The sequence below is a fragment of the Streptomyces sp. NPDC004065 genome (assembly GCF_044903565.1).
In the GTDB taxonomy this organism is placed as follows: Bacteria; Actinomycetota; Actinomycetes; order Streptomycetales; family Streptomycetaceae; genus Streptomyces.
The window spans coordinates 497,638-516,385 of sequence record NZ_JBJDQT010000002.1 but is presented as its reverse complement, the minus strand read 5'-3'; the positions used below and the strand labels follow the sequence as shown (position 1 = coordinate 516,385).

General features: G+C 74.0%; 16 protein-coding genes and 1 pseudogene. 5 read left to right on the top strand and 12 right to left on the bottom strand.

The annotated features are described in order from the left end of the window. The 4 genes and pseudogenes from ACI2LW_RS06215 to ACI2LW_RS06200 form a co-directional block, all read right to left on the bottom strand. Positions 1-593, bottom strand: a pseudogene (locus ACI2LW_RS06215) (glucose-6-phosphate isomerase); the annotation flags it as partial. Position 594: 1 nt separating this feature from the next. Next, a complete protein-coding gene (gene opcA / locus ACI2LW_RS06210) occupies positions 595-1,521 on the bottom strand; it encodes a glucose-6-phosphate dehydrogenase assembly protein OpcA (RefSeq protein ID WP_404729944.1) in 927 nt (308 codons plus the stop codon). Beyond that, positions 1,518-3,455, bottom strand: a complete 1,938-nt coding sequence (gene zwf, locus ACI2LW_RS06205) for a glucose-6-phosphate dehydrogenase (RefSeq protein WP_404729943.1) — start codon at positions 3,453-3,455, stop codon at positions 1,518-1,520. The genes opcA and zwf overlap by 4 nt, the downstream gene beginning before the upstream one ends. Then, positions 3,452-4,207, bottom strand: a complete 756-nt coding sequence (locus ACI2LW_RS06200; protein ID WP_404729942.1) for a transaldolase family protein — start codon at positions 4,205-4,207, stop codon at positions 3,452-3,454. The genes zwf and ACI2LW_RS06200 overlap by 4 nt, the downstream gene beginning before the upstream one ends. 152 nt (positions 4,208-4,359) lie before the next feature. On the opposite strand from ACI2LW_RS06200, the gene ACI2LW_RS06195 reads away from it, so the two are divergent. Next, positions 4,360-5,319, top strand: a complete 960-nt coding sequence (locus ACI2LW_RS06195; RefSeq protein WP_404729941.1) for a helix-turn-helix domain-containing protein — start codon at positions 4,360-4,362, stop codon at positions 5,317-5,319. Positions 5,320-5,500: 181 nt separating this feature from the next. Here ACI2LW_RS06195 and ACI2LW_RS06190 read toward each other — a convergent pair whose 3' ends face one another. Then, entirely contained in the window at positions 5,501-6,952 is a 1,452-nt protein-coding gene (locus tag ACI2LW_RS06190) for a glycoside hydrolase family 16 protein (RefSeq protein ID WP_404729940.1), read from the bottom strand. Positions 6,953-7,306: 354 nt separating this feature from the next. Between ACI2LW_RS06190 and ACI2LW_RS06185 the strand changes: the two genes are divergently transcribed. Next, on the top strand, positions 7,307-8,650 hold the full coding sequence (locus tag ACI2LW_RS06185; RefSeq protein WP_404729939.1) for a 6-phospho-beta-glucosidase: 1,344 nt from the start codon (positions 7,307-7,309) through the stop codon (positions 8,648-8,650). Between the two features lie 365 nt (positions 8,651-9,015). Here ACI2LW_RS06185 and ACI2LW_RS06180 read toward each other — a convergent pair whose 3' ends face one another. Then, a complete protein-coding gene (locus ACI2LW_RS06180; RefSeq protein ID WP_404729938.1) occupies positions 9,016-10,701 on the bottom strand; it encodes a carbohydrate binding domain-containing protein in 1,686 nt (561 codons plus the stop codon). A gap of 180 nt (positions 10,702-10,881) precedes the next feature. Next, positions 10,882-12,105: an ATP-grasp domain-containing protein gene (locus ACI2LW_RS06175; RefSeq protein WP_404729937.1), complete on the bottom strand. Its 1,224-nt coding sequence runs from the start codon at positions 12,103-12,105 to the stop codon at positions 10,882-10,884. A 261-nt stretch (positions 12,106-12,366) separates the two neighbouring features. Here ACI2LW_RS06175 and ACI2LW_RS06170 point away from each other — a divergent pair, with 261 nt between their 5' ends. Together ACI2LW_RS06170 and ACI2LW_RS06165 are read left to right on the top strand one after the other, a co-directional pair. Next, the gene (locus ACI2LW_RS06170) at positions 12,367-13,224 is read left to right on the top strand and encodes a metallophosphoesterase family protein (RefSeq protein ID WP_404729936.1); all 858 of its coding nucleotides are present in this window, start codon (positions 12,367-12,369) and stop codon (positions 13,222-13,224) included. Further along, positions 13,221-13,907 carry a 4'-phosphopantetheinyl transferase gene (locus ACI2LW_RS06165; RefSeq protein WP_404729935.1) on the top strand — a complete coding sequence of 229 codons (687 nt, stop codon included), beginning with the start codon at positions 13,221-13,223 and terminating at the stop codon, positions 13,905-13,907. Before ACI2LW_RS06170 ends, ACI2LW_RS06165 begins: the two co-directional genes overlap by 4 nt. A gap of 123 nt (positions 13,908-14,030) precedes the next feature. On the opposite strand, the gene ACI2LW_RS06160 is transcribed toward ACI2LW_RS06165, so the two are convergent. The 3 genes from ACI2LW_RS06160 to ACI2LW_RS06150 all read right to left on the bottom strand — a co-directional run bounded on the left by ACI2LW_RS06160 (position 14,031) and on the right by ACI2LW_RS06150 (position 15,700). Beyond that, the gene (locus ACI2LW_RS06160) at positions 14,031-14,258 is read right to left on the bottom strand and encodes a hypothetical protein (RefSeq protein ID WP_404729934.1); all 228 of its coding nucleotides are present in this window, start codon (positions 14,256-14,258) and stop codon (positions 14,031-14,033) included. Positions 14,259-14,450: 192 nt separating this feature from the next. Beyond that, the gene (locus ACI2LW_RS06155) at positions 14,451-15,011 is read right to left on the bottom strand and encodes a toxin-antitoxin system, toxin component (protein ID WP_404729977.1); all 561 of its coding nucleotides are present in this window, start codon (positions 15,009-15,011) and stop codon (positions 14,451-14,453) included. 32 nt (positions 15,012-15,043) lie between these two features. Then, a complete protein-coding gene (locus ACI2LW_RS06150) occupies positions 15,044-15,700 on the bottom strand; it encodes a helix-turn-helix domain-containing protein (protein WP_404729933.1) in 657 nt (218 codons plus the stop codon). A 225-nt stretch (positions 15,701-15,925) separates the two neighbouring features. Between ACI2LW_RS06150 and ACI2LW_RS06145 the strand changes: the two genes are divergently transcribed. Beyond that, the gene (locus tag ACI2LW_RS06145; RefSeq protein WP_404729932.1) at positions 15,926-16,597 is read left to right on the top strand and encodes a hypothetical protein; all 672 of its coding nucleotides are present in this window, start codon (positions 15,926-15,928) and stop codon (positions 16,595-16,597) included. Between the two features lie 440 nt (positions 16,598-17,037). On the opposite strand, the gene ACI2LW_RS06140 is transcribed toward ACI2LW_RS06145, so the two are convergent. Further along, on the bottom strand, positions 17,038-17,820 hold the full coding sequence (locus ACI2LW_RS06140; protein ID WP_404729931.1) for a cache domain-containing protein: 783 nt from the start codon (positions 17,818-17,820) through the stop codon (positions 17,038-17,040). Between the two features lie 56 nt (positions 17,821-17,876). After that, on the bottom strand, positions 17,877-18,635 hold the full coding sequence (locus ACI2LW_RS06135) for a FadR/GntR family transcriptional regulator (RefSeq protein WP_404729930.1): 759 nt from the start codon (positions 18,633-18,635) through the stop codon (positions 17,877-17,879). Between the last annotated feature and the right edge of the window lie 113 nt (positions 18,636-18,748).

Here is an 18,748-nt window from a genome sequence, read left to right as displayed (position 1 = left end):
GCCTCGTGCAGATCCGCGCCGTCGACGTTGGACACGAACCGGACCGTCAGATCCCGGTCGGTGTAGGGGCGCAGTACCTCGTAGGCCATGGCCGGGCCGAGGTCGGAGCCGCCGATGCCGACGTTGACGACGTTGCGGATGCGCCGGCCGGTGTGCCCGGTCCACTCCCCGGAGCGGACCCGCTCGGCGAACGCGGCCATCCGGTCGAGGACTTCGTGCACCTTGGGCACGACGTTCTCGCCGTCGACCTCGATCACCGCCTCCCGCGGCGCCCGCAGCGCGGTGTGCAGCACCGCCCGGTTCTCCGTGACGTTGATCCGCTCCCCGCGGAACATCGCGTCCCGCAGCCCGAACACGTCGGTGGCCACGGCCAGCTCCCGCAGCAGGGCCAGGGTCTCGTCGGTGATCAGGTGCTTGGAGTAGTCGATGCGCAGATCGCCCACGCGCACCGTGTAGCGCTCCGCGCGGGAGGGGTCGTCGGCGAACAGCTCCCGCAGGTGGGACTGCCATTCGGCGCGGTGGTCCTCCAGCGCGGTCCACTCGGGACGCCGGGTGAGCGTCGGGGTGTCGGACGGCTTGTGGGTGTCGGACATGTCAGACGGTCTCCTTGATGTCGTCGCCCCGCAGGGCGACGGCGTACATCTCGTCGGCGTCGAGGCGGCGCAGCTCCTCGGCGATCAGCTCCGACAGGGGACGGACCTTCAGGGCGAGGGTGCGCGGGGGCTGGCCGGGCAGGGTCAGCGTGGCCACCGGGCCCTCGGGCCGGTCGATGACGATCTCGCCGCCCTCGGTGCCCAGCCGCACCGCCGTGACGACGGGCCCGTCGGTGACCACCCGGTCGGCCCGCACGCCGAGGCGGGCCTCGAGCCAGCGGGCCAGCAGTTCCGCGCTGGGGTTGTCCGCCTCGGCCTCCACGGCCGCGGCGGTCACGTCCGCCCGGGCCTGGTCCAGCGCCGCGGCCAGCATGGAACGCCAGGGGGTGAGCCGGGTCCAGGCCAGGTCGGTGTCGCCGGGCGCGTAGTGACGGACCCGGGTCTCGAGCACCTCCAGCGGGCGGTCCACCGCGTACAGGTCGGTGATCCTGCGCTGGGCCAGTGCGCCCAGCGGGTCGGCGGAGGGGTTGTCGGGGGCGTCGACCGGCCACCAGACGACGACCGGCGCGTCCGGCAGCAGCAGCGGCAGCACCACGGAGTCGGCGTGGTCCGACACCTCGCCGTAGGTGCGCAGCACCACCGTCTCGCCGGTGCCGGCCTCGGACCCCACCCGCACCTCGGCGTCCAGCCGGGAGTGGGTGCGGTCGCGCAGGGTCCGGGCGTGCCGCTTGATCACGACCAGGGTGCGCGAGGGGTGTTCGCGGGAGGCGTCCTCGGCCGCCTTGATCGAGTCGTAGGCGTTCTCCTCGTCCGTGACGATCACCATCGTCAGGACCATCCCCACGGCCGGTGTGCCGATGGTGCGGCGGCCCTGTACCAGCGCCTTGTTGATCTTGCTTGCCGTGGTGTCGGTCAGGTCGATCTTCATGGCCTGCGCCAGCTCCGTCCGTCTCGTGCGAGCATCTCGTCGGCCTCCCGCGGACCCCATGTCCCCGCGGGGTACTGCGCGGGCCTGCCGTGCTCGTCCCAGTGGGCCTCGATCGGGTCGAGGATCTTCCAGGACTCTTCCACTTCCTGGTGACGGGGGAACAGGTTGGCGTCGCCGAGCAGCACGTCCAGGATGAGACGCTCGTACGCCTCCGGGCTGGACTCCGTGAAGGACTCGCCGTAGGCGAAGTCCATGGACACGTCCCGGATCTCCATGGAGGTGCCCGGCACCTTGGAGCCGAAGCGGACCGTCATGCCCTCGTCCGGCTGGACGCGGATCACGATGGCGTTCTCGCCCAGCTCCTCGGTCGCCGTGGAGTCGAAGGGGGAGTGCGGGGCCCGCATGAACACCACCGCGATCTCGGTGACCCGGCGGCCCAGCCGCTTGCCGGTGCGCAGATAGAACGGGACGCCCGCCCAGCGGCGGTTGTCGATCTGCAGCTTCACCGCGGCGTAGGTGTCGGTCCTGGAGCCGGGGTCTATCCCCTCCTCCTGGAGGTAGCCGGGGACCTTCTCGCCGCCCTGCCAGCCCTCGGCGTACTGGCCGCGCACGGTGTGGGCGCTCAGGTCCTCCGGCAGCCGCACCGACTTGAGCACCTTCAGCTTCTCGGTGAGCAGGGCCTCGGCGTCGAAGGCGATCGGCTCCTCCATGGCGGTGAGGGCCATCAGCTGGAGCAGGTGGTTCTGGATGACGTCGCGGGCGGCGCCGATGCCGTCGTAGTAGCCGGCCCGGCCGCCGATGCCGATGTCCTCGGCCATGGTGATCTGCACATGGTCCACGAAGGACCGGTTCCAGATCGGCTCGTACATCTGGTTGGCGAACCGCAGCGCCAGGATGTTCTGGACCGTCTCCTTGCCCAGGTAGTGGTCGATGCGGAAGACCTGCTCCGGATCGAACACGCCGTGCACGATCCGGTTCAGCTCCCGGGCGCTGGCCAGGTCGTGGCCGAACGGCTTCTCGATGACCGCCCGGCGCCAGGAGCCCTGGGGGCCCTCCGCCAGGCCGTGCTTCTTCAGCTGCTGGACGACCTTGGGGAAGAACCTCGGCGGTACGGAGAGGTAGAAGGCGAAGTTGCCGCCCGTGCCGCGGGAGGTGTCCAGCTCGTCGACGGCCGCGCGCAGCTGCTTGAACGCCGTGTCGTCGTCGAAGTCGCCGGGGACGAACCGCATGCCCTCGGCGAGCTGCTGCCAGACCTCTTCGCGGAACGGGGTGCGCGCGTGCTCCTTGACCGCCTCGTGCACCACCTCCGCGAAGTCCTGGTCCTCCCAGTCGCGCCGGGCGAACCCGACCAGGGAGAAGCCCGGCGGCAGCAGACCCCGGTTGGCGAGGTCGTACACGGCCGGCATCAGCTTCTTGCGGGACAGGTCGCCGGTGACGCCGAAGATCACGAGCCCGGAGGGGCCCGCGATCCTGGGCAGCCGGCGGTCCCGGCTGTCGCGCAGGGGGTTCACCCAGCCGGCGGCGGGCGCGACGGGGAGGCGCACACCGGACTTCGCGCCCCCGCTCCCAGGCTTCCCGGCCGCCGGCTTCCCGGCCCCCGGCGCACCTGTGCTCGGGCCGCCCGTGCCCGGCGCACCTGCGCTCGGGCTACCCGCGTCGGGGGCACCCGTGCTCGAGCTACCCGCGCCCGGCGCGCCCGCGTCCGTCGATCCGGACGTCGGCGGGCCGGACTGCGCGGTGGCCTCCGAGGTGGGTGCGGTGGCCTCCGGGGCGGGTGCGGTGGCCTCCGGGGCGGGTGCGGTGGCCTCCGGGGCCGGTGCGGTGGACTGCATGGCCTTCGGGCTCGGCTCCTCGGACCGGGCGGCGGCGCCGGGGGGCGGGCTCTGCCCCGTCCGCTCGCGCCGTACCGCCGGATCGGCGGGCTTCTTGCTCATTCCGCGTCAACTCCCTTGCTGTCCAGGGACTTCGTGACCGCGTCCAGCAGCTCCTGCCAGGCCGCCTCGAACTTCGCGACGCCCTCCTCCTCGAGCCGGCGCACGACCTCGTCGTAGGAGATCCCCAGCCGGGCGACGGCGGCCAGGTCCGTACGGGCCCGGTCGTAGCCGCCGGTCACCGTGCCACCGGTGACCGTGCCGTGGTCGGCGGTGGCGTTCAGCGTCGCCTCCGGCATGGTGTTCACCGTGCCGGGCGCCACCAGGTCCTCCACATACAGGGTGTCCTTGTAGGCCGGATCCTTCACCCCGGTGGAGGCCCACAGGGGGCGCTGCCGGTTCGCGCCGTCCCGCTCCAGGGCGCCGAAACGCCCGCCCGGCGGGGTCGAACCGTCCATGGACCCGAACGCCTGCTCGTAGGCCGCGTAGGCGAGCCGGGCGTTCGCCAGGGCGGCCCGGCCCTTGAGCGCCAGGGCCTCGGCGGTGCCCGGCAGGGTCAGCCGCTGCCGGGCCTCGGCCACCGTCGCCCGGGCGTCGGCGGTGGTCATCATGCGCACGGCCTCCTCGACCGTGACGCCGCGCACCGCGAGATCGGCGAGCTGCTCCTGGTACCCCTCGCCCGAGCCGATGGCGGCCTGGAAGACCGACGGGTTGGTGGTCACGCCCACGACGTACCGGTTCGCCACGAGCCCGGCCACCTCGGACAGGGGTCCCAGGGCTCCGGCGGTCGCGGTCGGTTCGGTCACAGTGATCATCTTCCTTGTCGCGTTCGGATCATGCGCGCGCGGCGAACGGGTTCGAACTTAAAAGTCAGACTTTTTGGCCGGAAGGTCTGCGTGTGTCAGCCTGTGGTGAAAGTGGGACACACGGGCCGCCCGGCGGCGGCCGGGGCGGGCGCGAGGGGCGGATGGCGGACACGGGCACCGGGGACGAGCCGCCGGGGGTGGGTGCGGCCCGGCGGCGTACGGCGGACGCGGGCACCCGGGACGACGGCCGGGACCGTGCGGGGATCAGGACCTTCCCCTTCCCGGTCGACCTCAGCCTGCGCGGCGTCGGGCTGCGGGTGGGCCCCATGGGCACCGACCCGGCCTGGCGCGCCGAGGCTCCGCTGCATCGCGTCCACCGCATCGACTTCCACGTGGTCATGTTCTTCCGCGCCGGCCCCGTGCGGCACATGGTCGACTTCGCCGAGTACGAGGCGGCGGCCGGCGACGTGCTGTGGGTCCGCCCGGGACAGGTCCACCGCTTCTCCGAGACCAGCGAGTACCGCGGAACCGTGCTGACCATGCAGCCCGGCTTCCTGCCCCGCGCCACCGTGGAGGCCGCCGGCCTGTACCGCTACGACCTGCCGCCCCTGCTCCGCCCCGACCGGGCGCAGCGCGCCGCGCTGACCGCCGCGCTCGCCCAGCTGCGGCGCGAGTACGAGGACACCGAGACCCTGCCGCTCGGCCTGCACACGGCGGTGCTGCGGCACACGCTCACCGCCTTCCTGCTGCGCCTCGCCCATCTCGCCGCGCGTTCCGCCGAGGCGGTGCACGGTCCGGCCGGCACCACGTTCACGCTGTTCCGCGACGCGGTCGAGCAGGGCTTCACCACCAATCACAGCGTCACCGCCTACGCCGACGCCCTCGGCTACTCCCGCCGCACCCTGGTCCGCGCGGTCCGCGCGGCGACCGGCGAGACGCCGAAGGGCTTCATCGACAAGCGCGTCGTGCTGGAGGCCAAGCGGCTGCTCGCCCACACCGACCTGCCGATCGGCCGGGTGGGCGCGGCGGTCGGCTTCCCGGACGCGGCGAACTTCTCCAAGTTCTTCCAGCTGCACACGGGGCACACCCCGGTGGCGTTCCGGGGGGAGCTGCGCTGCTGAGCGCGCGGGCGGCGCGCGAGCGGGCGGGGGTGCGGGCGGGGCGCGAGCGCGCGACGGTGCGCGTGAGGGCGAGGGGTGCCCGCGGGCGACGGCGTGCGAGAGGGGCCCCGCGCGTGTGCGTGGGGCCCCTCTCTGTGGGGGGTGGCTGTCCGCGGACCGGACGCCGCCGGGTGTACGGCGGTCAGTGGCCGAAGTCGAACCAGTTGACGTTCACGAAGTCCGCGGGCTGGCCGCTGGTGAAGGTGAGGTAGACGTCGTGGGTGCCGGTCACCGCGGACATGTTGGCCGGGACCGTCCGCCACGACTGCCAGCCGCCGGTGTTGCCCACCGCGAAGCTGCCGACGGGGGCGTTGCCACGGCTGTCCAGGCGCACCTCGACCAGTCCGCTGACGCCGCCCGGTGCCCCGCTGGCGACCCGGGCGTAGAACTGACCGGCCGGGCTGGAACCGAAGTTGACGCCCTTGTAGAGGGCCCAGTCGCCGTTGCCGATCGCGCCGATGTTCTGGCCGCCGCCGCTGTCCGTGGTGGACTCGGTGATGGTGCCGCTCTGGCCGTCGTGGGACTCGGCCTGGATGGCGCTGTAGGCGTCGCGGTTGCCGGTGGGCGGGGGAGTGGTGGGGTCTCCGCCGCCACCACCGCCACCGCCGGACTGCAGCACCTGCACGTAGTCCACGACCATCGGGTGGCCCGGCTCGGTGCCGCCGTCGGGGCCGCCGCCGAACGCGTCGGGGAAGCCGCCGCCCATCGCCACGTTCAGGATGAGGAAGTAGCCGTGGTTGGTGGCGTTGGCCCAGGTCGTCGCGTCGACCTGGTTGGCCCTGACCGTGTGGAAGTTGACGCCGTCGAGGTAGAAGCGGATCTCCTCGGGGCTGGTGGACTTGTCCCACTCCAACGCGTAGGTGTGGAAGCCCGCCTGGCAGGTGGCGCCGCTACAGGACGTAGAGCCGCCGATGCCGGAGGTCTCGTTGCAGGGGCCGTTCGGGCTGGTGCCGCAGTGCATCGTGGCCCACTCGGTGTTCAGGCCCTGCACGTTCTCCATGATGTCCAGCTCGCCGACGCCCGGCCAGTTCTGGTAGTTGCCGCGGTAGGGCGCGCCGAGCATCCAGAAGGCGGGCCAGTAGCCCTTGGCGGCGGCGCCGGTGACGTTCGGCATCTGGATGCGGGCCTGGACGCGCAGCTTGCCGCCCGCCGGGGGCTGGAAGTCGGTGCGGTTGGTCTCGATGCGGCCGGAGGTCCAGTGGCCGGAGGCGTCCCGGCGCGGCGTGATCTGCAGGTTGCCGTTGCCGTCCAGGGAGACGTTGCTGGTGCTCGAGGTCATCGACTCGACCTCGCCGGTGCCCCAGTTGGCGGGCCCGCCCGGATACGAGGTGCCGAGGTCGTACTGCCAGTTGGCGGTGTTGACGCCGGTGCCCGCGGGGCCGTCGAAGTCGTCGGCGAAGACCTGGGTCCAGCCCGAGGGGGGCGTGGGCGCGGAGGCGTTGGCGGGGAGGGTGACGGAGGTGGCGGCCGCGGCCGCGAGACCGAGCGTGCCGAGTGCGGCGACCAGCATCCGGCGCGGGGAACGCCGTCTGCGGCGGGTGCCGCCGGGCGGACCGGCGGGCGTGCCGGTGACGGTGCCGGAGGTTTCACTCATGGGGGGTACCTCTCGGTTGTACGGGGAGTGGTGCGCGGGTGCGCCCGCTCGAGGGCGCCGGCGTCATTTCTGAGAGCGCTCTCACGCGGTGGTGCGCCGCCAATGTGCTCCCGGGCCGCGCTGCCGTCAAGAGTTAAAACAAAGAAAGTCCTTGCGGCGTACGGGAGTTCAGCTGATGAAGGGAGAGTTTTCCGTGTTGTCCGCCGGCCCCCGGCCCGGTCGGCGGGCCGCCCGGGCCTCCGGTCGAGCAGACTGGTCCCCGCTGACGACGTACGCGTCGGCGGCCACCGGGGCGCCCCCGCCGCACGGGAGGCGTGGGCGCCGTGGTGGCCCGGCGACGGGAAGGGTGCAGGCGTGAGGCTGACGATGGTGGGCGGCGGCGGGTTCCGGGTGCCGCTCGTGTACGGGGCACTGCTGGCGGACCGGGCCGAGGGCCGGGTCACCGAGGTCGTACTGCACGACGTCGACGGCGGGCGGCTGTCCGCGGTGGCCCGGGTGCTGGCCGAGCAGGCCGCCGCCTCCGGGTCGCCCGACGCGCCCCGGGTGACCGCCACCACCGACCTGGACGAGGCGCTGCGCGGCGCCGACTTCGTCTTCTCCGCCATCCGGGTCGGCGGCCTCCAGGGGCGCGCCGACGACGAGCGGGTGGCGCTCGCGGAGGGCGTCCTCGGACAGGAGACGGTCGGCGCCGGCGGCATCGCCTACGGTCTGCGGACCGTGCCGGTCGCCGTCGGCATCGCGCGCCGGGTGGCACGGCTCGCTCCCGACGCCTGGGTCATCAACTTCACCAATCCGGCCGGACTGGTCACCGAGGCCATGTCCCGCCACCTGGGCGACCGGGTCATCGGCATCTGCGACTCGCCGGTCGGCCTCGGCCGGCGCGTCGCCCGTGTGCTCGGGGTCCCTCCGGAGCGGGCCTGGATCGACTACGTGGGCCTCAACCACCTGGGCTGGGTGCGCGGGCTGCACGTCGCCGGCCGGGACCTGCTGCCGCGGCTGCTCGCCGACCCGGTGCTGCTCGGCTCCTTCGAGGAGGGCCGGCTCTTCGGCGCCGACTGGCTGCGCTCGCTGGGCGCGATCCCCAACGAGTACCTGCACTACTACTACTTCAACCGCGAGGCCGTGCGGGCCTACCGGCAGGCCCGGCAGACCCGCGGCGCCTTCCTGCGCGACCAGCAGGCGCGGTTCTACGAGGAACTCGCCGACCCGGGGGCCCGTGCGCTCGAGGCGTGGGAACGCACCCGCGCCGAGCGCGAGGCCACGTACATGGCCGAGAACCGCGAGTCGGCCGGCGCCGGGGAGCGCGAGGCCGAGGACCTGTCCGGCGGGTACGAGAAGGTGGCCCTGGCCCTGATGCGGGCCATCGCCCGCGACGAGCGCACCACGCTCATCCTCAACGTCCGCAACCGCGGCACCCTTTCGGTGCTGGACGACGAGGCGGTCGTCGAGGTCCCCTGCCTGGTCGACGCGAACGGGGCGCACCCGGTGTCGGTGGACCCCCTGCCCGGTCACGCCACGGGTCTGGTCTGCGCGGTGAAGGCCGTGGAGCGCGAGGTGCTCGCGGCGGCCCGCTCGGGCTCGCGTGCGGCGGCGGTGAAGGCGTTCGCGCTGCATCCGCTCGTGGACTCGGTCGCCGTGGCCCGCCGGCTGGTCGAGGGCTACCTCCGGGTGCACCCGGGGCTCGCGTACCTGTCCTGAACGCCCGGGACCCGGGTGCGACGACGACCGGCACGTCGAGGGGGCGGCCGGTCGCGCCCCCGTACGCGACCGGCCGCCCCTGCCCCCGTGCTCCCCCGTGGCCCCCGTTCCCCCGTGCTCCCCCGTGGCCCCCGTTCCCCCGTGCTCCCCCGGCCCCCGTTCCCCCGTTCCCCCGCCCCCGTGATCCCCCGGCGTCCCCCGATTCCACTCTTGAGAGCCGGCGGCGCGGCCCCTGATACACCCCCGGAGGAAAAAAATCCGGACGGGGAAGGGGCGCAGGGGAGCGGGGGAGCCCACGGGGACGTCCGCGTCCCCCCGGTCCGGGCGACCGGACCGGGGGGACGCCAAGGGCGGTGCCCGGTGGATCAGCCGGTGAAGCCGGCCGTGATGGAGGTGAACTGCCAGTTGCTCTGGCTGATGCCGGAGCAGTTGCTCACCACGCCGCCGCCGGGGCAGGGCCGGTCGCGGTTGACCGCCCAGAACGCGAGCCGCGCGATGTGGTGGCCGTTGGCCCAGTCCCGGATCTGGGTCCAGATCGCCGGGGTGGTGTTCTCCTGCTGGTCGGACAGGCCGTTCATGCCGGAGATGCCGATGTGGGAGTAGGCGGTGGCGTCGTCCCACCCGAAGGTGGACTTCAGCTTGGCCTTCAGCCCCTCGGCCGCGTTCACGGTGTTGCCGTACATGTCGGAGCCGCCGCCGAAGTCGAACGGCATGATGGTGAAGACGTCGATGCCGGCGTCCAGCGACTTGGCCTGCTCGATCAGCCGGTTGCCGTAGTAGGTCGGGCCGGTGGTCGAGGTGCCGAAGGTGACGATCGTCCTCAGGCCCGGGTTGTTGGCCTTGACGGTCTTCAGCGCGGTGAGGATCTTCGCCTGGACGGCCTCGTTCTCGAACTCGTCCGTGTTCTCGACGTCCATGTCGATCGCCTTCAGGCCGTAGGCGTCGATCACCTTCTGCAGGGCCCCGGCGAGCGCGCTCGCGGAGGAGCAGTTGGCGCCGAGCTTGCTGCCCTGCCAGCCGCCGAAGGACGGTACGACGTCACCGCCCGCCGAGCGGATCTGGTTGATCGCGCTCTGGTCGGCCCCGCCGGTCAGCGGACGGCTGCCGTCCCAGGCGGGGTTGCAGCCGCCGGAGTCGAGCACGAACGCCATCGTGAACCACTTGATTCCGGTCGCGCTCATCACGGTGGACGGGCTCGGCGGGTCGCCCCAGCCCTCGAACAGATAGGGGGCCGCCTGCTTGAAGCCGGTGCCGCCGCCGGTGCCGGCGTCCGTGGTGACGCCGACGGAGTTCGAGGCGCCCGACACGTTCCCGGCCGCGTCCCGGGCCTTCACGGTGAAGGTGTAACTCGTGCTGGGGGACAGGCCGCTGACCGTCGCGCTGGTCCCGGAGACGCTGAGCACCCGGCTGGAGCCGCTGTAGATGTCGTACGCCGTCACGCCCACGTTGTCCGTCGAGGCGTTCCACCTCAGCGACACGCTGGACGACGTCTTGCCGGTGGAGGTCAGCCCGGTCGGCGCGCTGGGCGCCTGGGTGTCCGAGCCGCCACCGCCGCCGGGGCCGTCCAGGCTGATGTCGTCGGCGTTGTAGGTGCCCTGGGCGTACCAGCCGTGCACGTAGATGGTGGCGCTGGTCTGCGAGGCGCCGGTGGTGAAGGACACCGACAGCTGGCTGTAGGCCGACGGGGACGTCGTCCACGTGGAGGCGCCGCCGTTCACGCCGAGGTAGACGTAGGAGCCGCGCACCCAGCCGGTGAGCTTGTACGTCGTGTTGGGCTGGACCGCGACCGTCTGGCTGCACTGGGCGTTGTCGCTCGAGGTCACCGCGCCCGCGAGGGCCCGGGACCCGCCGTGCACGGGGGAGGAGACGACGGAGCCGAGGTTCCCGGTGCAGGTCCAGGGGGACAGGCCGCCCGACTCGAAGCCGGGGTTGGACAGGACGTTGGCCGCGTGGGCCGTGCCGGGGAGGGCGATGGCTCCGGCGAAGGCCAGGGCCGCGGAGCCGAGCAGGGCGAGGAGCCGGCGTCTGGGACGTCTGAGTGTGTCGCGCACGCGATCTCCCTGAAGGAGTGGGGGTGTTCGGGAGGGCAGGCAGGGCAGGCAGGGGCACGGCCGGAACCGGTGCCCGTGCGGAGAGTGCGCAACCAAGTTGGTATGGACCAATCGCGGTGTCAAGGGATGGCGCCGCAATTGGTCTGAACCGGGGGCGGGTTGGGGCTCCCGGCGCCGCGGTCAGGCGGGTGTGATCGTCCGCGGGTTGGTCCCGGACGGCACGTCGCCCGGGGGTGCCGCGTTCGGTGCCGCGTTCGGTGCTGAGGCGGGTGTGGTGGGTGTGGCGTGTGCGGTGGGGGGTGCCGCCGTGGGTGCCGTGGCGGGCGCGGGCACGGCCGGCAGGAGGGGGCCGCCGCGCCGCGTCCGCTGCCGCGGCAGCGAGACCGGACGCAGCGGGCGCGGCCCGGCCACCACCGTGTAGTCCTGGCCGAGGAACGGCGGCGTGATCTCTCCGGGGTCCTCGCCCAGCGCCAGCCGGACCGCCGCCCACGGAACGTTGATCCCGCACTGCGCCAGCTGGTGCAGCCCGCCCGCCGGACGGGTGTTGACGTCCAGCAGCACCGGCCGCCCGCCGTACAGCCGGAACTGGATGTTGGACAGGTGGTGCAGCCCGAAGCCCTCCGCGATCCGGCGGGCCGGTTCCAGCCACTGCTCGTGCAGGGTGAAACCGCGCCGCCGGCCGTTCTTGACCCGGCCCACCGCGAGCCGGATCCGGTTGTCCGGGCCGGTCAGGCAGTCGACCGAGACCTCCGGCTGGTCCAGGCGCGGCATCACCAGCCAGTCGACCGGGCCGTCCGCCCGCTCCAGCGCCCCGAGGACCAGGTCCAGGGGCACGTACGGGCCGGGGAAGCCGCTCAGCTGCGCGAGGGAGAACGGGTCCCGGGTGAGGACACGGAAGCCCGCCCCGCCCGCGCCGGACGCCGGTTTGAAGCACGCCCGCTGCCCGGCCGCCTCCAGCTCCTCCACCGCGGCGAGCAGTTCGCCCGCGGTGCGCACCCGCCACCACGGCGGCACCGGCACCCCGATCGACCGGACCGCCTCGTAGGCCGTCGCCTTGTCCTCGAAGACCGCCACCGCCTGCGGGGTCGGCGCCAGCAGCGCCGTGCCCGCGGCGGCGAACTCCGCCCGGTGCGCCACGATCGCGGCCTGGTGCAGCCGGGGCACGAACACGTCGATGCCGCGCCGCCGGCACTGGTCCAGCGCGTACTCGACGTAGCCCGCCGGGGACAGGTCCTCGGGCTCCAGCTCGGCGGTGTCGGCGGCGGCGAGCACGGGGGAGTCGGGGTCGCCGTGCGTGGCGTGGATCTCGACCGCGCGGCCGGCGGGGTTCCCGCGCAGCTGATCCATGAAGAACACGTTCTCCGCGTACGTGCGGTTGAGCCAGACGCGTACGCGAGAGACCATGCAGGCCGCCTTTCGGGGTGCGCGGGCAGGGCGAAGCGGGCCGTGCCCGGCCGGAGGGGAGGAAGGGACACCGAACCGCCCTGCACGAGAGGGAGTTGGTCGGTGGTGTCGGGCCGATCATACGACTGGTCCCGCCCCCGGCGTGCAACGCGCCGGTTACGGATGTGCGGCGCGCGCGGCGGCCCGCCGGGCGGGGCGCCCTTGCCCCCGTCCGGCCGGGTGTGCTCTTGTGGTGATCGTGCACGCGACAGGGGACGAGAGGTGACCGCGGCCGGGGGATCCGGGCAGCTGCTGGCCGTCAGCGACCTGCACGTCGGCTACGGCGAGAACCGCGCCCTGGTGGAGCGGATGGCACCGGACTCGGACGGGGACTGGCTGCTGGTGGCCGGGGACGTCGCGGAGACGGTGGCCGACATCCGCTGGGCGCTGAAGACGCTGGCGGGCCGCTTCGGCAAGGTCGTCTGGGTCCCCGGCAACCACGAACTGTGGACCCACCCGCGGGACACCGTCACGCTGCGCGGCGTCGCACGCTACGAGCACCTCGTGGAGATGTGCCGCGAACTGGGCGTGACCACGCCCGAGGACCCCTACCCGCTCTGGGAGGGACCCGGCGGCCCGGTGGCCGTGGCACCGCTGTTCCTGCTCTACGACTACTCCTTCCTGCCGGCCGGCAGCACCACCAAGGACGAGGGCCTCGCCCACGCCCGCCGCACCGGCGTCGTCTGCAACGACGAGTACCTGCTGCACCCCGACCCCTACCCGAGCCGCGAGGCGTGGTGCCGGGCCCGGGTCGGGCGGACGGCCGAGCGCCTCGCCGCGCTGCCGGAGGACCTGCCGACGGTGCTCGTCAACCACTATCCGCTGCACCGGCACCCCACGGACGTCCTGTGGTACCCGGAGTTCGCCATGTGGTGCGGCACCCGGCTGACCGGCGACTGGCACCGCAGGTTCCGGGCGGCCGCCGTGGTCTACGGCCATCTGCACATCCCCCGCACCACCCGGCACGACGGCGTCCGTTTCGAGGAGGTGTCCGTGGGCTACCCCCGCGAGTGGAGCAAACGACCGGAACCGCCGGGCCGGCTGCGCCGCGTCCTGCCGGCCGAGGACGTGACCGGGTGATCGGGGAACTGCTGCCGGACTCGGTGGTGGTCGTGGAGAGTCACGGCGACGACGGGACCGACCGCGCTCCGCTGCATCCGGAGGAGGAAGTCGTCGTGGCGCGGGCGGTCGCCAAACGCCGCCGGGAGTTCGCCGCCGTACGGGCCTGTGCCCGCCGGGCCATGGCGAAGCTCGGCGTCCCGCCGCAGGCCGTGCTGCCCGGCGACCGGGGCGCGCCCCGCTGGCCGCGGGGCCTGACCGGCAGCATGACCCACTGCGACGGCTACCGCGCCGCCGCCCTGGTCCGCGTGGCCGACCTGGCCTCGCTCGGCATCGACGCCGAACCGCACGCCCCGCTCCCGGACGGCGTCCTGGACGCCGTCGCCCTGCCCGCCGAGGCGCAACGGCTCGCCCGCCTCGCCGCACGACGGCCCGACGTGCACTGGGACCGGCTGCTGTTCAGCGCCAAGGAGTCCGTCTACAAGGCCTGGTTCCCGCTGACCGGCCGGTGGCTGGACTTCGCGGAGGCCGACATCGAACTCCACCCGGCTCCCGGTCCCGGCACACCGCGGCACGGCCGTCTCCGAGCCGCCCTGCTGGTCCCCGGCCCCCTGGTGGACGGCCACCGCCTCACCCACTTCGAGGGCCGGTGGACCGCCACGGACGACCTGCTGGCCACCGCCGTGACGGTGCCGCACATGTGACGGTACGCCAGGGCGTAGGGGCGTAGGGGCGTAGGGGCCGTAGGGGTGGAGGCGGTGCCGTGCCGTGCCAGGGTCAGGACGGCGGCGCGGCCGGCGGCGGGCGTCCGGCCCGGCGGTCCGCCGTCATGGCCGGCCGCCCGCGTGGCGCAGCAGCTCGAAGAAGGCCTCCTCGTTGCCCGCGAGGCCGGCCCGGCTCAGGGCCTGTTCCGCCTCGGCGAGGACGGCGGGCGGGACCAGCGGGGCGCGGCCCGGGCCCGCCGGGCTGTCGAAGGCGGCGCGCACCGTGTGCAGCAGTCGCAGATAGGCCTGGACGGCGGTCCGTTCGCGGTCGGTCAGTACGGCGGTCGGCATGGATCGCTCTCCCCGGTTTCGGCGTCTCGGTCACGCGCCCGGGCGTCCGGGCGGCGCACACGCGCCTCCGCCCAGCGGTGGCGCACCGTCCAGCTTGCCGCCCACCACTGACAATCCGCCGTGCTCCGCCCCCGTTCCCCCGCTCGGCGGGAAGGAGCGGTCACTCGGCGGGAAAGGGCCGTCCGGTGATCGCTACGAGCGGCCCCTGGGCGAGGTGTCCCCCTCCGCGCGGCCGCCCAGGTAGCCCAGCGAGGCCTCGATCCGTCCCGCCAGCCGGTTGCGCTGGACCGGCGCCCGCAGCGAGGAACCCGCCAGCCAGGTACGGCACTTGCTGGCCAGTAACAGTCCGAACCGCTCGGCCTGCTCCTCCTCCGCCTGGTCGAAGCGGCTGCGGGCGGCCACGTGGCGGACGGCCGCGGGCAGGTCGGCGGCGTCGTCCAGCAGGCGCGTGGCGACCCCCACCTCGTCGACGTGGTGACTGCAGTGCCCGGCCTTCATGTGCCACAGCTCGTGGCCGAGGATCACCAACTGGTGGTCGGGCGCGGTGCGTTCCTCGACCAGGACCAGATCCTGGTCGGCCATGTCGAGCCAGAGCCCGCTGGCGGTCCCGGGCGGGAACGGCGCCGTACGGTAGCGGACCGGCCGTCCGCGGCGCCTGCTCATGGCGTCGCACAGCGCGGCGTACAGGTCGGCGGGCCGGGCCGGTGCCGGCAGCGTCAGCTCGCCCACCAGTTCGCCGCACAGTCGGCGCATGTCCCTGTCGATGCTCACACCTCTCCCCAGCATCACGTCTCGGGCCGCTTGACGCTCTCCAGTAGCATGTCCAGCCACTCGGCGACCTTGTCGCGGTGCTGGTCGGTGGGCAACTGCGCGGCCCGCCAGGCGATTCCGCGCACCCCGTGGTCCTGGAGCAGCCGCTCCAGCGGGTCGTCGGCGGCCGCGGCCGCCTCGCGCTCGCGGTCGGCGAGACGTTGCAGCAGTTCCTGCTCGGTGCGTTGCAGGGCGCCCGCGAGCGCCTCGGGGTCCTCGGCGGTGAGGAAGCCGGCGTGCACCCGGAAGAACCGCTGGATGGCGTCGCAGTGCTCCATGGTGGGACGCCGGTCGCCGTTGATCAGGGCACCCGCCTGCTGCCGCGACATGCCCGCGCCGTCGGCGATCTCCTGCTGGGTGTAGCGCCGCCCGTTCGGCTTGAGGCGGGTACGGCGCAGCAGGTCCAGCCGCTGCAGGAAGCGCGCCTGCACATCGGGCTCGCCCGCGGGCCGGCCGCTCAGCAGGGCCCGGACCACGGGCTCCGGCACACCGCAGGCGACCGACAGCCGTCCGGTGTCGAAGACCTCCGCGTGGGGTACGCCGAGCCGGTCGGCGAGCGCGGTGACGCGTGCGACGACGGCCGGCAGCACGGCCGGCGCCGTGGTGTCCGGACCCTCGATGCCATCGGTCACCGACAGATCTCCTACGTCTCTCACAGACTTCTCACAAGGCGGGGCGCCGTGAACTTCCCGGAGAGTAGCGGGTGGTTCGAACTCACATCCAGGTCTCGCCACAACTGTGGCCAATTTCGGCCGTGAACCGGCATGAAATGCCACGATAGTTGACATGGGCACTTGCTGAGCAGCAGGATCAAGGCGCCGCGTGAAGGCCGCAGAGGCATAAGGGGTGACCTCCCGATGGCATTTCGAGCAGGAGGGCAGCGGTCGGCGCCGCCCGCAGCCCCCGTCAGTGACGAGGCGCAGGCCTATCTGCGCGACTACGCCACGCTGCTCCAGGCCGTCCCCTTTCCCTCGCTCGTCGTCGACCACCGGTGGGACGTGGTTCTGACCAACAGCGCCTTCGCCGCCCTGTTCGGTGGCGTGGGCCCCCATCCGACGGCCATGCCGGCCGACAACTTCCTGCGCTTCGTGCTGTTCCACCCGGAGGCGGCCACGGTCCTCGGCGAGCACGAGTCGCGCTGGTGCCTGCCGATGCTCGCGCAGTTCGCGGCCACCGTGGAGCGCTGCGGGCACGACCGCGGCCTGCAGGCGATCCGCCGGGACATCGCCCAGGACCCCATCATGGAGGCCGCCTACCGGCACGGCCTGCCGCACTGGATCCGCGCGGTCGGCGAGTCCGCCGCCGAGCCCGACGGCGCGGTACGTCCGCTGCTGCACCCCGACCCGCGCTGGGGCGCCACCGACTGCCGGATCGTCGAGGAGACGCCCGCGACCCTGCGGGAGCTGGGCTACACCCGCCTGACTCTGGTCCTGCGTGACGCGCGTCGCCACACGGCGGAAGCGCGCCGTCCGCGGCGGGCGCGCCGCGTCTCCGGGCACCTCAGCGTGGTCCCGGCCCCGGAGGCGTGACCCGGCACCGTCGGCGTTCAGGTCGCCGACGGCGCCGGGCCCGCCGCTTCCGGCGGTCCTCCGCCCGCAGCCCCGTACCGGGCCGCAGCGTCCGCTTCCGGCGGTCCTCGGCTCGCGGCGCCGTACCGGGCCGCAGGGCGCGCTCCCGGCGGTCCTCCGCCCGCAGCCCCGTACCGGGCCGGAGCGCCCGCTTCCGGCGGTCCTCGGCTCGCGGCGCCGTACCGGGCCGCAGGGCGCACTCCCGGCGGTCCTCAGGCCGTAGCCCCGTACCGGGCCGGAGCGCCCGCCTCCGGCGGTCCTCGGCTCGCGGCGCCGTACCGGGCCGCCGGACCCGCCCCCGCGTTCGCGCGCCGGCCGTGCGGAACCGGCCACGGCGCGTACGGCCACTGCGCGTACGGCCACCGCGCCTGCGGCCGTCCCCGGCCGGCCGCGGGGCCGTCTCATCCCTCTCCCACCACCAGGACGAGCGGCACACCCCGGCACGGCACCAGCCGTCTCGCGCCCACCGTGCGCACGCCGGCCCGGTCCAGCACGGCCGCGAAGTCCGGACCGCGGGTGAGGGAGCCGGCCAGGTGCGCCGGGTCGGCCGAGGCCGCCACCCGTCCCCGCGCGTTCACCAGGTGTGCGGGAGCGGGCAGTTCCCGCAGCAGCGGCAGGACCGCCGCCTCGAAGTGCCGCAGGTACACGTCGGCCGCGGCCACCCCCGCGAACCGCCCCGCCACCTCCACCGGCGCGGACAGGGTGAGGCTGTACTCGTCGGAGCAGAGGTAGTCCACGTAGGGCCCGGCCACGGCCCGCCGCCCGGTGTCCCGGGGCAGCGCGAACCAGTCCCAGTGGGTGTAGTCCGAGTACGCCGACTGCCGCGGGTCCAGGTCGAGCAGCAGCGGCCGCACGTCGCCCTCGGCGGTGCTCTGCCACCACTCCAGCCACGCCGGTACGTCGCCCAGCAGGCCTGGCGCGGCGACGAAACCGACGCCGGAGACCAAGGCCTCCCGCCGCAGCCGCAGATGCAGCCCCGGACGCAGTGCGGCGAGGTCGGCGCTGGCCGGCCGGCGCCCCTCGGCGGCCACCCGCGTCAGCAGGGCGGCCGTGTCGGCACGGGTCTGGGCGACCGACTCGAACACCGCCTCCAGGGCGTGGCCCACCCGTGCGGCGACGCGCTCCTCGCCGGCCGTCGCAGCGGACGCGGCCGGCGGGCCGACGACTGCCGGACTCGTGCTCATGGCGTCCTCCAGCGGACGGGGCCGGGCACGGTGCGGACCGGGCCCCCTGTGGGCCCCTACAGGGTCAGCCGCAGGGCGATGAGCCGCGCCGCCGACTCCTGGACGCACCGCTCGGCCAGGGTACGGGCCGAATCAGGGGCCCCATCCTGCACGGCGCGGATCACGGCACGATGACGATCTGCGGCTTCTTCACGATATTCGTCGTCGCCCAACACCAGGCACAGCAGCGCCCCGACCTCGGTCTGGAGCGCCACCTGCTCCCGGGTGAGCCGGGCCGACTGCGCCGCCGCCGCCAGCTCCACGTGGAACCTGCCGTACACCCTGCTGCGCGCCCCCGCATCCGGTGCCCGGGACAGCTCGGCCACGGTGCGCCGCAGTTGCCCCAGGTCGTCCGGTTCCGTGCGGTCGGCCGCGAGCCGGGCCGCCGCGCCCGACAGCGCGGCCCAGTGGTCGCCGAGGTCGCGCAGCTCCTCGCTGCTCCAGTCGCGCAGGCGGGTGCGCAGCCGCTCCTCGGCGGGCGCCTCGGGCAGCGAGACGAAGCTGCCGCCGCCGCGTCCGCGCCGGGTGGTGACCAGCCCCTGCTGGCGCAGCGCCATCAGCGCCTCCCGCAGGGTCACCGTGGACACGCCGAGCCGGCCGGCCAGCTCGCTCTCGCCCGGCAACTGCTCCCCGTCGGAGAGCAGCCCGAGCTCTATGGCGTCGCCGATCCTGCGCACCACGGCGTCCACCCGGGCCCGGCTGTCCACCGGCGCGAACACGGCCACGTGCGCCCCGCTCGCCCGGGCGTCGGCCCCGCCCGCCCTGGTGCTGTTCACGCCGCTCCCACCCGCCCCGGTCCCACCCGCCCCGGTCCCGTTCGCGCCGGTCACGCCCGTACCGCGCGTGCTCGTGCCCGTACCGCGCGCACGCGTGCCCGTACCGCCCGTAC

What these genes read in the sequence shown, in the direction of transcription:
- opcA (WP_404729944.1), bottom strand. Translation starts at nt 1,521, where the DNA reads ATGAAGATCGACCTGACCGACACCACGGCAAGCAAGATCAACAAGGCG.
- zwf (WP_404729943.1), bottom strand. Translation starts at nt 3,455, where the DNA reads ATGAGCAAGAAGCCCGCCGATCCGGCGGTACGGCGCGAGCGGACGGGG.
- ACI2LW_RS06200 (WP_404729942.1), bottom strand. Translation starts at nt 4,207, where the DNA reads ATGATCACTGTGACCGAACCGACCGCGACCGCCGGAGCCCTGGGACCC.
- ACI2LW_RS06195 (WP_404729941.1), top strand. Translation starts at nt 4,360, where the DNA reads ATGGCGGACACGGGCACCGGGGACGAGCCGCCGGGGGTGGGTGCGGCC.
- ACI2LW_RS06190 (WP_404729940.1), bottom strand. Translation starts at nt 6,952, where the DNA reads ATGAGTGAAACCTCCGGCACCGTCACCGGCACGCCCGCCGGTCCGCCC.
- ACI2LW_RS06175 (WP_404729937.1), bottom strand. Translation starts at nt 12,105, where the DNA reads ATGGTCTCTCGCGTACGCGTCTGGCTCAACCGCACGTACGCGGAGAAC.
- ACI2LW_RS06160 (WP_404729934.1), bottom strand. Translation starts at nt 14,258, where the DNA reads ATGCCGACCGCCGTACTGACCGACCGCGAACGGACCGCCGTCCAGGCC.
- ACI2LW_RS06155 (WP_404729977.1), bottom strand. Translation starts at nt 15,011, where the DNA reads ATGCGCCGACTGTGCGGCGAACTGGTGGGCGAGCTGACGCTGCCGGCA.
- ACI2LW_RS06145 (WP_404729932.1), top strand. Translation starts at nt 15,926, where the DNA reads ATGGCATTTCGAGCAGGAGGGCAGCGGTCGGCGCCGCCCGCAGCCCCC.
- ACI2LW_RS06140 (WP_404729931.1), bottom strand. Translation starts at nt 17,820, where the DNA reads ATGAGCACGAGTCCGGCAGTCGTCGGCCCGCCGGCCGCGTCCGCTGCG.